This window comes from Crateriforma conspicua, assembly GCF_007752935.1.
Classification (GTDB): domain Bacteria; phylum Planctomycetota; class Planctomycetia; order Pirellulales; family Pirellulaceae; genus Crateriforma; species Crateriforma conspicua.
The window spans coordinates 3,059,216-3,073,802 of sequence record NZ_CP036319.1 but is presented as its reverse complement, the minus strand read 5'-3'; the positions used below and the strand labels follow the sequence as shown (position 1 = coordinate 3,073,802).

9 protein-coding genes are annotated in these 14,587 nt (G+C 59.2%); 6 read left to right on the top strand and 3 right to left on the bottom strand.

What is annotated here, in order from left to right:
* Position 1: 1 nt before the first annotated feature.
* Together Mal65_RS11620 and Mal65_RS11615 are read left to right on the top strand one after the other, a co-directional pair.
* Positions 2–1,162: a hydroxymethylglutaryl-CoA lyase-like TIM-barrel protein gene (locus Mal65_RS11620; RefSeq protein WP_165701213.1), complete on the top strand. Its 1,161-nt coding sequence runs from the start codon at positions 2–4 to the stop codon at positions 1,160–1,162.
* A gap of 377 nt (positions 1,163–1,539) precedes the next feature.
* Positions 1,540–3,021: a sigma-54-dependent Fis family transcriptional regulator gene (locus Mal65_RS11615; RefSeq protein ID WP_231131346.1), complete on the top strand. Its 1,482-nt coding sequence runs from the start codon at positions 1,540–1,542 to the stop codon at positions 3,019–3,021.
* A 37-nt stretch (positions 3,022–3,058) separates the two neighbouring features.
* Here Mal65_RS11615 and Mal65_RS11610 read toward each other — a convergent pair whose 3' ends face one another.
* A complete protein-coding gene (locus Mal65_RS11610; protein WP_145297525.1) occupies positions 3,059–3,877 on the bottom strand; it encodes an undecaprenyl-diphosphate phosphatase in 819 nt (272 codons plus the stop codon).
* A 119-nt stretch (positions 3,878–3,996) separates the two neighbouring features.
* Between Mal65_RS11610 and Mal65_RS11605 the strand changes: the two genes are divergently transcribed.
* Positions 3,997–5,028 (top strand): DUF368 domain-containing protein, encoded by a 1,032-nt coding sequence (locus tag Mal65_RS11605; protein WP_145297522.1) that lies wholly within the window; start codon positions 3,997–3,999, stop codon positions 5,026–5,028.
* Here the strand turns inward: Mal65_RS11605 and Mal65_RS11600 are convergent.
* Together Mal65_RS11600 and Mal65_RS11595 are read right to left on the bottom strand one after the other, a co-directional pair.
* Positions 4,988–7,732, bottom strand: coding sequence for a hypothetical protein (locus Mal65_RS11600; protein ID WP_145297519.1), 2,745 nt, complete (start codon positions 7,730–7,732; stop codon positions 4,988–4,990). The two genes, Mal65_RS11605 and Mal65_RS11600, sit on opposite strands and share 41 nt — an antisense overlap.
* 48 nt (positions 7,733–7,780) lie before the next feature.
* A complete protein-coding gene (locus Mal65_RS11595; RefSeq protein ID WP_145297516.1) occupies positions 7,781–8,269 on the bottom strand; it encodes a PEGA domain-containing protein in 489 nt (162 codons plus the stop codon).
* A gap of 255 nt (positions 8,270–8,524) precedes the next feature.
* Between Mal65_RS11595 and Mal65_RS11590 the strand changes: the two genes are divergently transcribed.
* From Mal65_RS11590 to Mal65_RS11580, 3 genes are all read left to right on the top strand, one after another.
* Positions 8,525–9,292 carry a CerR family C-terminal domain-containing protein gene (locus Mal65_RS11590; protein WP_145297514.1) on the top strand — a complete coding sequence of 256 codons (768 nt, stop codon included), beginning with the start codon at positions 8,525–8,527 and terminating at the stop codon, positions 9,290–9,292.
* Between the two features lie 76 nt (positions 9,293–9,368).
* Positions 9,369–11,213, top strand: coding sequence for an efflux RND transporter periplasmic adaptor subunit (locus Mal65_RS11585; RefSeq protein ID WP_145297511.1), 1,845 nt, complete (start codon positions 9,369–9,371; stop codon positions 11,211–11,213).
* Positions 11,210–14,524 (top strand): efflux RND transporter permease subunit, encoded by a 3,315-nt coding sequence (locus Mal65_RS11580; protein WP_145297508.1) that lies wholly within the window; start codon positions 11,210–11,212, stop codon positions 14,522–14,524. Before Mal65_RS11585 ends, Mal65_RS11580 begins: the two co-directional genes overlap by 4 nt.
* Positions 14,525–14,587 lie beyond the last annotated feature (63 nt).

The window sequence follows — 14,587 nt, the reverse complement described above, 5'->3', positions numbered from 1 at the left end:
CGTGTCGGCTTCATGCAATCAACCCTCGCCCACGGCAACTTCATCGCCGCGCACCATTCGCTTGGTCGACACCACGCTGCGTGACGCTGCCCAATCGCCCGGCATCGTTTTTTCCGCACAAGATCGGCTGGCCATCGCAAATGCTTTGGCCGAGATCGGCATCGACGAAATCGAAGTCGGCTGTCCCGTCATGGGCGATGACGAACAAGCCGTCATTCGTCAAACGTTGGGCATGGATTTGCCTTGCCGAATCACCGGATGGTGTCGCGCAAGCGTTGCGGATTTGGACGCCGCCGCGTCGTGTGGTCTGCGGTCGGTCCACGTGGCATTGCCCGGATCCGATTTACAGATCCAGACGCTGGGCAAGTCGTGGACCTGGGTGATCGAGACGCTGCACTGTTTGGTTGACTTAGCCCGGCAACATTTTGATTTTGTTTCCGTCGGGTTGATGGACGCTTCACGCTGTGACGACGCATCGATCGTTGAATTTGCACGACATTGCGAGCAACTTCAGATCGATCGTCTGCGTTTGGCCGACACGGTGGGCCTTTGGAACCCGATGACTGCGGCCCACATCGCCGGTCTTGTACGCGAGGCAACCAGCCTGCCATCGATCGGTGTTCACTGTCACAACGATTTGGGCATGGCGGTGGGCAACACCTTGGCGGCGCTGCAAGCGGGCGCAACGGATGCCGACGTGACGGTTCTGGGGTTGGGCGAACGTGCGGGCAACGCGGCATTGGAAGAAGTCGCCGTCGCATTGGCGGCCACCACGGACATTCGCACGGGCATCCGACGCGAACAGTTGTGCCCTCTGTGTCGGCAAGTCGCGGCGGCCTGCGATCGAACGATTCCGCCGCAAAAACCGATCGCCGGTGACGGCTTGTTTGTCCACGAATCGGGCATCCATGTGCACGGTGTGCTTCGCAATCCTGCGGCATTCGAACCGTTTGCCCCTGGATCGGTCGGCCAATCGGGTCGTCAAATCCGCGTGGGTTCGCACAGCGGACGTTCTGGACTGACCGAAGCGTTGCGTGCGGCGGGGATTCCAGCCCGTGGTGACGAGGTTTCCAAATTGATGGTCAAAGTCCGGGAGGAAGTGGCACGGACACGACGCAGCATCACGCCCCAACAATTGGCGGAACTGTACCGGTCCCGCTAGCACAGCGGCACAGCGTCGCATGACGGACAAAACCAGATGCAGGGCATGGAGTGGGAACTCCATTTGCTGCCCCAGCATGATTGATCGATTCGCCTACTTTTCATGCACCCCATCTTGCCGATTCCGTTGCTAATCGATCCACCGGAGTGCGACAGAATTGTCATCGGCCGTATCGTTTCGGCCGGATTCACGCCATTGGATGCTCTGACCGCTTCAAGTACGAAACTTGTACTGTGTCCACCAAGCCACCGCATGACCTGCCCACACATTGTTCATCTCGATGTGATCTGCACAACGATCAAGCATCGGCGCACGCTTGTGCGACGCAAAAAGATCGTTGGCGTCGACAAATGGCCGCACTGTCGTCGATTGCGGAGGTGTTAAACGCACGCTCAGGTCAAAGTCAAACGTTGCACGACATCCTGCAGGTTCTGGAACAGACCCTGGGGATGATGCGGACCACGGTCATGTTGCTGGCGGCCGACCAGCAGCGGTTGGTCATTGGTGCAACTCGCAGTGTCCCGCCCAACGAAACGCAATCGGTGCATTATCAACGTGGCGAAGGCATCACCGGCCGGGTCTTGGAAAGCGGCCGATCCGTGGTCGTGCCCAGCGTTTCGCAAGAACCCGGATTCGTTGACCGCATCCACCAGCGTGCCCGTCGCCAAGCGGACGATAGCAGCTTCATTTGTGTGCCCATCATGGTCGGCCGTGAAGTGATCGGGACACTGGCCGCCGATCTGCCGCCTTGCAAATCCGGTCGACAAGAAGCCGACGAGCTGGACGAAGCCGAACGGGCTTTGACGATCGTTGCCGCGATGATCGGATTCGACGTCCGCGTGCGACGCGATGAACGGGAAGAACACGAGGCACTGCAGGAAGAAAACTTGCGGCTGCGCGATGCCTTGGAAGAACGCTTTCGTCCGGAAAACATCATCGGAAACTCGCGTCCCATGCGAGCCGTTTATACACGGATCCGCCGCGTCGCGACCGGCAACACAACCGTCCTGATACGCGGCGAAACCGGGACCGGCAAGGAATTGGTCGCGTCGGCAATTCACTATTCCAGCGGTCGATCGAACCAGCCCTACATTCGGGTCAATTGTGCCCAGTTGAGTGAAACACTGTTGGAATCGGAACTGTTCGGACACGAGAAAGGTGCCTTCACCGGTGCCATTGAACGGCGGATCGGACGCATCGAAGAAGCCGAAAACGGAACCTTGTTCCTAGACGAAATTGGTGACTTTCCGCCCGCGATTCAAGTCAAGTTGTTGCGGTTTCTGCAGGAGCATGAATTCGAACGGGTCGGTTCCAATGAAACGTTGACGGCGAACGTCCGAGTCATTGCGGCGACCAACTGTGACCTGGAAAGTGCGCTGAAGGAAAAAACGTTTCGCCAAGACCTGTACTATCGCATCAACGTTTTTCCGATCGTGTTGCCCGCACTACGCGAACGACGCGACGACATCTTGCTGCTGTCGAATCACTTCGCCGAGAAATACTCACGCGAAATGGGCAAACAGATTCGCCGGTTCAGCACGCCGGCGATCGACATGTTGATGTCCTATCACTGGCCGGGCAACGTTCGCGAATTGGAAAACTGCATCGAGCACGCCATCCTGTTGGCCGACGGCGACGCAATCCTGGGCCATCATTTGCCGCCGACTTTGGAGATGCCGGATGCGGCCGACGATTCGCTTTCCAGCCGTCTGGATATCCGCGTGGAAGCACTGGAACGTGACATGATCAGCGACGCGTTGAAATGTGCTTCGGGCAACGCCGCCGCTGCGGCACGGCAACTGGGCATCACCGCCCGAATGATCCGGTACAAGATGAAAAAGCTGGGCTTGGAAACTTAGCGTTGAAGCGCCGGCGTTCGCAGCGATCGCATCCGTTTCAGGCGATGACGCCCGCGGCCCACAGTCCCAACGCCGCAACACCGACCGGATAGCACCACCACGCGAACCAGTGCAGTCGGTCCAGGCGGCTCCAACCGATCAGCCATTTCAGCGCGACGATCCCGACGACAAACGAGACGACGGCACCGACGATCAGCAACATCGCTTGGTTGTCCGGCGGACTGCCCGATTCGGGGTCCAGCAGATCTTTGGCGGTCAACACCGTGGCGCCCAGGATCGCGGGAATCGCCAACAGGAACGAAAACGTCACCGAATCTTCGTTCTTCAGCCCCATCAAACGGCCGCCCAAAATCGTCGAACCACTGCGGCTGATTCCCGGCAGAATCGCAAACGCCTGGAACGTGCCGACGGCCAACGCGCCTTTCCAGCTGAGCTGTTGATAGTCACCGCTGCGTGGCTTCAAACGGCCCAAAACGATCAACATCGTTCCGGTCAACAACAGCATTGCGGCGGCCAAAGGCGTGGATTTTAAAACCGATTCGAACGCCAACTTGATGCCCACGCCGATGACGGCCGCGGGAATGGTGCCGACGATCAACAGCGGGATGACGGCCTTGTCACGGCTGAGCAAATTCAGAATGTGCCGCCAATAGATCACCAGGATCGAACCCAGCGTTCCGGCGTGCAAAATGATTTCCAACGTCGCCGATTCGCCCAGTTCCTGCAGCGCCGGCGATTCGTTGATCGTCTGCAGCAGCGACCCCAGCAAGACAAGGTGGCCCGATGAACTGATGGGCAAAAATTCGGCAATGCCCTGGACGATCGCCAGGATCAATACGTTCAGAAGGTCGGCCACAGATCGTCGCTTGGGTTGGCTAGTCGGGCGATGGCGTTTTATCGATCAGCAAGTATGCTCCGTCCGAACCGATTGCGATAGCCAACACGCCGGAAGCCCTGCGACAGAGAACCGACCCGATGACGAACGATTCGATCCGAACGCAAAAACCGGATCAAACGATTGCACCGGAATCAACGGATGAATCCAACATCGCCGGCAAATCTGGCGGATCATGGATGCCCGGACCGGCCGATTTTGTGAACGTCGTTCGCGGTTTCTTCATGGGCGCCGCGGACACCGTTCCGGGCGTCAGCGGCGGAACGGTCGCCCTGATTTTGGGCCACTACCAACGGTTGATCGCCGCGATCAGCCGCATCGACGGCCATTTCGTCTCCTTGGCCGGTCGCGGAAAGTGCGTCGACGCGTTTGCTCACATCGACGGGCGATTTCTGGTCGCCCTGGCCATGGGAATCGCATGTGGCATCGTTTCGCTGGCCGGGCTGATGCACTGGTTGTTGGACCACCGGATGGCCGAAACGTTGGCTGTCTTTTTGGGCTTGGTCTTGGCCAGTGTCTGGGTCGTCCGACGCGAGATCGAAGTTTGGACGGCCGACCGCTGGATCGCTTTGGGCTTCGGCGCAGTCGTCGCGGCGGGGATCACCATGCTGGCCGGTTCGGCCGGATCGTTGTCGTTGCCCTATCTGTTCTTCAGCGCTTCGATCGCGATTTGTGCCATGATCCTGCCCGGCATCTCCGGTGCCTTCATCATGTTGCTACTGGGCGTGTACTATCCGGTGACGGGCATGGTCAAAGACGCCGCAAAACTGAACTTCACGCCCGAAACGCTGATCAAGATGGCGGTGTTTGCGTCGGGATGCCTGTTCGGCTTGCTGGCGTTCTCCAAAGTCTTGCGTTTCCTGCTGGCTCGGTTTCGTGACACGACGATGGCCGTGTTGATCGGGCTGATGATCGGTTCAGTCGGCCGACTGTGGCCGTTCCAAGTCGTCACACCGGAGACCGCGGACTTGGACTTCAAAGCACGGCAATTCGATTACGTTTCGCCGGCAGCCTTCACCGGTTCCGTCCCAATCGTCATCGGTTGCGTGATCGCCGGTGCCGCCGTCGTCCTCATCGCCGAATCGGTCGCGTCAAGATTGCAGCATTCTTGAACCAACCCCATAAGATTCCGATCGCCAGCGCCATCCACGCCAGCGCGGCAATCGCCATTGACGGCCAAAACCAGGCAGGCCGGTATTCCCACCGCACGACATGCCGACCCGCGGGCAGTACCACGCCCTGCTTCAACCGATCGACCGGAACCACCGGCGTTGTCATGATCGATTGTCCGCCGGCGAAATCTTCGGTCGTCACGCTGGCGGTCCAACCGCCGTCTTGCAACACTGGACGGATCAGCAGAATCGGATGGTCGCATTCGACGATCGTTGAAATCGACGTATCACCGTCCGCAGCAAGCTGAACGTCCACACTGGCCTGGACAGGCTGCTGCGGCAGTGTCACGGCAACACTGTCGGCATTCGTTTCAATGGTGGGAATCGGACGGCCATCGCTTTTCCACACGCGATTCAGAACGTCATCGGTCGACACTTGGCGGCTGACCAACGCCGCGGTCGACCACTGAAACGTTCCGTCATCGGTGGCATTGGCGTTCTCTGGACCGGGGTCCGGCAAAAACTTGACGTCACCCACCCGCAACGTCCGACCATTGATCGTCAAACGTTGAAAAGACTCGGTCTGATGAACGCGTCCCCGGATTCCCAGCCAGCGACGAACCGATCGCCAAAACGCTTCGCCTTCCGCCGCCGTCATCGAAGCGGTGATGCGGTTGGCACTGCGCCAAAAATCGCCCATCGCGTGACTGCGGATCGACGTCATGCTGTTCAACACGGCGGTCGAATCGGCCAAGTGCCATCGACCGAACCAGCCCATGCGTTGGCTGGCTTCGACCTCCAACAACCGATCGTCATTCGATGTGCCGCGCCATGCGGACGGCCAGCCCGTTTGCTGCCGGGTGCGTAGCCAGCGTCCGGCGGCCACTTCATCGCCCGGATCGACCGGCGATTCCTTGGCCCAGGCCTCCAAGACTTGTTGCTCGGCCGATCGATTCAGTGTCGGCACGGTTCCGATCGCCGCAATCGATACGTCCAGAGTGATGACCGCCAGCAACCCGATCGTCCATGCCGCTGAATCATGACGACGGTAATGCAGACAAAGCGCCAGGCCACCGAAAGCCAAAGCGGCGTGAATGCATCGCCAACGGATTTCCCCCAGCGCGCCGGCCACGTCCAACGGCCCCCAATATTCGTCGCGGATCGACGCAGCACCGGCACCCATCCGATCGATCAAGCCGTCACCGGCCAGCCACAGGCCCACCGCCCCGGTCATCGACACGCCAGCGACGCAGAAAGCCGTCACCAACGCGGCACGAAGCGGCGGCGCCCCAGCATCCAAACCACAAGCCAAAACGCGACGGTCAAGCAGCCGGCTGGTCACCGCCAATGCGGCGGTCGATGCGAACGCGAACACGGGCAACCATTTAGCCGGGTATCGAAACGCGTCATAGCCGGGGACGAACTGATACAGCCACCAATACGGCCCGCCGATCGCGCTGTCGATGCCCGACGGAAACCCCAGGACGTTCTGCACAGCCCAAACGACACCGAACCATCCCATCGACGCCCACAGGCAGACCCCGGCGATTCCCCACCACCAACCCGCTTCACGCCAAATCCGACGTCGGCGACGTCCGCGACACCACGCCGCCAGTCCCACAACCAACGCCGCCGACGTGTACAGCGACGGCGTCCAAACTTGGCCGTCGCCGGGAATCCGATGGCTGATCCGCCGGTATTGCGGCAACAAACGCCCGGATGCGACCGGCACGACCAGTTCAGTGATATGCCAAGGGGCCACCGAAAACTGATAGCTTTGATACCGCCGACTGCCGACTTTCGGCGGCGCCCACCAAGCCCCCGTCTCCGGTGCATCGGCTAGTTCGTCATGGATTTGTTGACCGGAACGTTCGCTTTGTCGCACCCACGCCATCGATCCGGCGATCTGGGGTGCTGACAGCGCGGCCGCCAAACAGGGCACCGCGACGATCCAGGGTGATGGACTTCGTTGCCAACGACGTGATTCGCCGTTTCGCACTCTCGTCGACTTGGCAAATCCGACCCAACGAACCAGAGTCACCGCCAGAGCGATCAAACCCACGTGCAGCGCCGTTTGTGGATCGCCGCCCAGCACCATCATGGCCATCGCGACCGACGCCCACCATCCATCACCACCGCGAAAGCAACGCCCAAGCCAAGTCGTTGCACCGGAGCGGAACACCACCATCGGCGTGATGGCCCACGGCAACCAAGCCGCCGACACCAAGAATGGCGGATTGACCGCCAACGTCATCACGCATCCAGAAAACGCATAGATGATGCCGCAAGCGGTGGCCACCGACCGGCGACGCGACATACCGATCGCAACATCACGCATCGCGACCGCCGCCAACACCCAATGCACAACGATGTACCACGACATCGCGACGTCGCCATCCAGCGGCAATGCATAGATCAGTGCACGGATCGGATAGAACAGCGCCGTTGTCGATTCACCGACCACGGGAATGCCGGTTTGATCCAGCGGGTTCCACAGCGGCAAGGTTCCCGCCGCCGTTTGCCGTGCCAAGTGATCATACAACGGCGTGTAGAAAAAACTGACGTCGCGAAACGCGAAACGCTGTACACCCGAAAGCACGGGCAAAGCGACGATCACCAGCACGGCGATCGCGAACCAGACGCTGCACGCAACACTGCACAACCGGCCCGCCAGACGTTCGCCGATCGGAACTGTCGAGCGCATCACGCCGGTCGCTGGATTGGTTTGTCGACAACGCCCAGCGCCGCGACGCTACTGACCGACGGTGACGATGCCGCTGCGTGATTGATCCCGCAAATCATCGGCACGTTGGACGACCGTCTCGGTGGGCTGCATTTCTTCGGGGACCAATTGCACGTCCACGATCCGTTCGTCGCGCAGTTCACCCGGCCACAATGTTTCGCTAAAGAATTCCACCACCGGCCACTGGTACCAGGGCGGTCGGATATTCTTGCGGATCGTCTCGGTCCGAAAGCCGGGTTTTTCGATGCGAATTTCACGGGTGCCATAGTAGACAAACGGGGTCGCCGCCGGCGACGTTCCGATCACCTGATTGTCCACCGAGACCTGGGCCCCGGCCGGATGGGTGCGGACCGTCATTCGACGACGCACACAGCCGCTGGCGGCGATCGGAATCAGCAACACGACGCCAAGCGTGCACAACCGACGCACGACCGGTGGGCATCGGCGGACCGACGGGCACTGGCCGAGTGGCGATAATCGTTGTGGCAAAAACGGCATCACGGTTCGATTCCGGCGAATCGGGCCAAACGAGCAATGGGAAACGACAGCAGCGTTGGCACTACCACGCCGTTGGCCCGCGAGGCAACACCGGCTTTCGCCCGCGAAGTCACCCGCTTGATGAAATCTGACGGGAAAATCGTTTTTTTTCGGCGATCCGTCTGGACAAGGCCTGGGTTTAAACGATTGTTTTAAACAGACGTTTAAATCGCTCGTCCTCGTTTCCTTGTCGCCTCATCCGATCACGGTCACGCTTTGAATCAGTCCGCCGATCCGTCATTGATCGACAGCGCCGCGGTTCCCCATCGCACGGGGCCGCTGGGCGAATCCGCCACCCGATTGCTGCAGCACGCCGGGCCGATCTTCGCGGAAAAGGGGTTTCAAGGGGCAACGTTGCGCGAGATCGCCAATGCGGCCCAGACCAATGTGGCCAGTGTTTCCTATCACTTCGGCGACAAGCTGGGCTTGTACCGGGCGGTCATCGCCCAGATGCGATCGGAACGCGAAAAACGCTTTCCGGCGCCCGTCATCCAGACGCCACCGGCGGGCCAGCCGCCCATGATCGTGCTGCGTCCGATCGTCCAAACGATCCTGTCCCGGATGCTGGCCTGTGACGAAAACGGCTGGCAACACCGGTTGATGATGCGTGAGTTTCAGCAGCCGACGGTCGTTTTTTCGCAAATTGTTCACGAATACTTCCGCCCAATGTTCGAACTGATGAAGTCCACATTGGGTCAATTGATGGGGCCACAGGCGGACGAAGCGACCGTGCACCGGATGGTGTTCAGCTTGATCGGCCAATGTGTTTACTACCGAATCGGCGATCCCACGATTCCACATTTGTTGACACCAAGTCAGATCGACGCCGTGATGGACATCGATGCACTGGCGGATCACATCTGCGGTGTGATGTCGGCGGCCATCGAATCGTATCGCCACGGCCATTTCGCCGGCGACGCCGAACCGCCACACGATTCCACCCAGGTTTCGGTCGAAACACTGCCCAGTGATTCGTCCTGCTGATGACAGCGTCGGCGGCCAGACCGCCTGACGTTCCAACGAACCATTCCCTTTCTTCCATTCGCTGACCAAACGACACATGGATTCTACGGCTTCACCCACCGTTGCCGATCCGGACAACGATCGAACAGCCGCCGGCAAGAACGTCGGACCGAGCGACGATACCTTGCGCGCCGAAGACATCACCTTCGACGAAACGGTGCCGCCCCTGCCCAGATCACATTCTCGCGGATCGAGAATGCTGTTCTTGCTGTTGTTCAACGTCGTGGTGCCGCTGTTGCTGTTGGCCGCCGGCGCCGCGGTGATGATTGCACTGGGATCCGCGACACCGGAAACGCAGCCGTTGCCGGGCTCGGATCGCGCGTCCCAGATGATGCGGATGCCATCGATCAACGTGGCTCAGGTGCAATCCCTGGAAACGCTTGGCGGTGAACTGGATTTAACGGTCGACGGCACCGTCGTTCCGTATCGCGAAGTCACCATTGCGACGGAAGTCGCCGGACGAATCGTCTACAAATCCGATTTGTGCGAAGCGGGCAGCGTGGTCAAAGCCGGCACCGTGCTGATGCGGATCGACAAGACGGATTACGAACTGGAAGTCGAACGGCTGACACGGCAAAGAGAACAAGCCTATCAATCGATTCGCGAAACCGAACAAGAATCGCTGGGCACGCAGCGTTTGATCGACGTTGCCAAAGACGACTTGGAACTGCAAACCCGGGAATTGAAGCGTCAACAATCGCTGCCCAAGGGATTCGCCAGCCAAGGGGAAATTGATCAAGCCCAGCGTGCCGTCTTGGCCGCCAACCAACAGATCGTAACGCTGGAAAACCAGCTGAGCCTCCAACAGAAACGGTTGATGACGCTGCAGGCTTCGCTGCGACTGGCTGAAACCCAGCTGCGATCGGCCGAGGTTAATCTGCAGCGGACCGAAATCACCGCGCCAATTGACGGGGTGATCGTTCGCGAAGATGCCGAGTTGAACACTTTCGTCAATCGCGGAAATACGATCGTTACGATCGAAGACACGTCCAAGGTGGAAGTCGCCGCGCAATTGCGAATGGACCAGGTGTATTGGCTGACGACGCAAAACCGCACGGATTCCGGCGGCGAAAACGCCAACGGTTCCGGCGCCGCATCGGCCGACTTGACCGGCCCCGGCCAGGGTTACCAGTTGCCCAACACGCCGGCAACGATCGAATACGAGATGTCTGGACGCCGCGCGGTGTACCGCTGGGACGGACACCTGATGGGTTTCGACGGCATTGGATTGGATGCAGCGACACGCACGGTTCCGGTTCGCATTCTGGTGGATGCCCCCTCGGAATACCGTGATGCGACGGGACAGGTCCATCACACGGCCGGCCCCACGGCTTTGGTGCGAGGCATGTTTGTGACCGTTCGCCTGCACTTAAAACCGAATGTGCCGCTGTACGTGATTCCCGAAAAGGCGATCAAACCGGGCAATCGCCTGTGGCACTTTTCCGCCGACGAATCCGTCTTCGACTTGCCGAGTTCCGAGGAAAGCCAGGACGTTGCACCGGAGACCGTCGTCGCGTCGGACAATGAACCTTCCCAATCGACGAACGCAGATACCAAAGACGCCAACGACAACGGTTTCGATCCCAGTCGCTGGATTCCTGGACGTGTGAAGGTGGTCGAATCGATCATCCCGGTCGATCGCTTGAACCCCAAGTTCGCTCCGTCTGATTCGGTCACAGCGGAAGCCACCGAAAGGGATGATTCGTTCGTCGCCGAAACCACGGATTGGTGGATTTGCGAAATCCCCGACGGTGACATCACCGACGGGTCGATGGTCGTGCTGTCGCCGTTGCCCGCGATTCCGCGAAGCGGTTTGCCCGCTCGAACGACCAAGCCTGACGCAAACGCCGCCGCACCCGCGAAGTCGGAGACGCAAGAATGAAAGGAGTGATTCGCAGGGCAATCGAAAATGCGCCGGGAATGAACGTCTTGATGCTGGCCTTGATGTTGGTCGGCGGCGCTTGTCTGGTGAACATGCGACGCGAAGTGTTCCCGGAATTCGAACTCGAAATCGTCCTGGTCCAAGTACCCTATCCCGGTGCGACGCCCAAGGACACCGAAGAAGCGATCTGTCAAAAGATCGAAGAAGCCATTCGATCGATCGACGGCATCAAAAAGGTCACCTCGATCGCTCAAGAAGGCAGCGGTTCGGTGCTGGCCGAATTGAATTCCAACGTCGACGACGTGCAAAAAGTGCTGGCGGAAATCGACCGCGAAGTCAACCGAATTCCCAGCTTTCCGGTTTTGGCCGAAGACCCACAAATCCAGCAGATCACGTTCCGCGAAGCGGCCATTCGCATCGGAATCATCGGCCCGGACGATCGATCCATCGAAAGCGAATTGGCGCTGCGTGACATTGCCGAACAAGTCCGCGACGACGTGTTGATGCTGCCGGCGGTGTCATCCGCTTCGATCATGGGCACCAAACCGTTTCAGATCGATGTTGAGATCCCCGAAGCCCAACTGAGGCAATACGGATTGTCACTGGGCCAGATCGCTTCGATCCTGCGACAGCGTAACGTCGAATTGCCCGGCGGCCAGTTGAAATCCGACGGCCAAGAGGTCTTGCTGCGTGCAAAGAACAAAGGACGGATCGGCGAAGAAATCGGCAAGTTGCCGCTGATCACCCAGCCCGGCGGTGTTGTGCTGACCGTCAACGACATCGGCACGGTTCGCGATGAGTTCGAAGACGTCACCGCGGGTGGCGAGATCAACGGCGAACCCGCGATGGTCGTCAACGTCGAGCGGACAAAATCGGAAGACCTTTTGACGCTTGTCGATCAAGTGCACGAGTACGTCGACCAGCGTCAACTGCCGCCCGGTTATCGGTTCGCGGTTTGGGGCGACACCAGCACCGACGTTCGCGACCGTCTGTCGTTGTTGTTGCGTAACGGTGCGTCGGGTTTGTGCCTGGTTTTCTTGGTGCTGGCGCTGTTTTTGGAATTACGTCTGGCGTTTTGGGTCGCCTTGGGAATTCCAATCTCGATTCTGGGTGCAGGTGCGGCGCTATCGCTGGGCGACCAGACGCTGAACATGCTCAGCATGTTTTCGTTCTTGGTGGCTCTTGGGATCGTCGTTGATGACGCGATCGTGATTGGCGAAAACATTTACGCCCATCGCCAGATGGGCAAATCGTTTCATGATGCCGCGATCGATGGCACATTGGAAGTTTTTCCCAGCGTCGCCGCGTCGATCGCCACGACGGTGATCGCTTTCGCACCGATGTTTTTCGTCAGCGGCGTGATGGGCAAATTCATGGCGGTGATCCCGTTTGCGGTGATCGCCATGCTGATCATCTCGCTTTGGGAAAGCACGTTTGTTCTGCCCAGCCACTTGGCACACACCCATGCCGGGTTTTTCCGCTTGATCAACGTGATCCTGTATCCCATTCGGCCGCTGGGTTTGGCGCTGGGCTGGTTGTCAGACCGTGCGACCGAGTCGATGGACCTGTTTCGGCGACGCGTCTATATGCCGGTACTGGCGTTCGGATTGCGTAATCCGGCGATCCCGATCGCCACGGCTTTTGCCATGTTCTTGGTCACCGCGGGGATGATCCGCAGCGGCATCGTCCCGTCGATTCTGTTCCCCAAAACGGACAACAATCTGTTGCAGGGTTCGTTGCGATTCCCCGACGGCACGCCGGCAACCGACAGCGAAGAAGCGACCAATTTGATGGAACGGTCGATCCGCGAAGTCAGCCGCGAAATCGCGATCGAAAAGGCAGCCGAAAAGGGCACGACGCCGGAAGAGCTGAAAGCCAAGGCCGCGACCGACAGCACCATCCACGTGTCCCAGTGGCAGGGTCCGGTCAAGTTGACGTATCGCGAACTGGGGACCGTCACCAACACGCAAAATCAAACCGGTGGCGGCGGCAGCGGCAGCCACGTCGGCCAAGTCTTTGTCGAACTTTATGACACCAAGTATCGCGAAACCCACAGCGATGACATCATCGCCCGCTGGCGACGCAAGGTCGGCGAAATCGCAGGCGTCGACCGTATCAACTTTGGCACCATCGGTGTGGGACCGGGCGGAAAAGCGATCGAGTTCAAAGTCTTGGCCCCCAGCGATGATGTCGAACAGTTGCTGGCCGCGACCGAGGATTTGAAAGTCAAGCTGGCCGAATACAACGGCGTCTTCGACATCAGCGACGACAACACGCCGGGCAAGTGGGAGTTCCAGTTCAAGGTCAAAGACACCGCGAAAGCGACCGGCATCACCGCGACCGACTTGGGCGAAACCGTTCGCAACACGTACTTTGGTGCAGAAGCAATGCGGCTGCAGCGTGGACGCCACGAAGTCAAATTGATGGTGCGATACCCCGAAGAAGAACGCAGCAGCCTGGTCAACTTCCGTGAAATTCGTGTCCGTGGTGAAGACGGCCAAGAACGACCGATCACCGAACTGGCCGACATCGAATTGCGACGTGGCTTTTCGGAAATCAACCGAGTCGATCAGTTGCGCAGCATCACGATTTCGGCCGACTTGGACGAAACCGTCGCCAACGCCGATTTGATCATCGGTGAACTGAAAAAGTCGTACATCCCGCAATTGATCGGACGCTATCCAGCGATCTCATTGCGTTGGGAGGGCCAACAGGAACAAAGCCGCGAATCGGTCGGCAGCCTGGCGGTCGGTTTCGGCGTCGCGATCGTGTGCATGTACGTGTTGTTGGTGTTGCAATTCCGCAGCTACGTTCAACCGCTGTTGATCCTGGCCATCGTCCCGTTTGGGATGATCGGTGCGGTTTGGGGGCACGCGTTCATGGGATTGCCGTTGACGTTGTTCAGCATGTTCGGCCTGGTCGCTTTGTCCGGTGTGGTGGTCAACGATTCGATCGTGCTGATCGACTTCATCAATCACCGTGTTCGCGATGGTGTCCCGGTGATGGAGGCCTTGTTGGAATCCGGCAGTCGACGGTTCCGGCCGATCATGCTGACCAGTCTGACCACCATCGCGGGGCTGATCCCGTTGCTGATGGAGAAATCATTCCAAGCCAAGCTGCTGATCCCGATGGCAACCAGCTTGGCCTTCGGGTTGATGCTGGCCACGATGCTGGTGCTGTTGCTTGTCCCGGTGTTGTACCTGCTATACTCGCGGGTTGGATTCTTCCTGGTTTGGATCACCGCCAAGATTGGTTTTGGTAAAGACCCGGATGAAGAAGCCCGCGCCGCGGGGATCGCATCGCCGGCCTAGGCACTGTTTTTCAATTCAACACGAAGGCCAATGAAAACGGTAACCCGACGCGTCAGTGAGGGA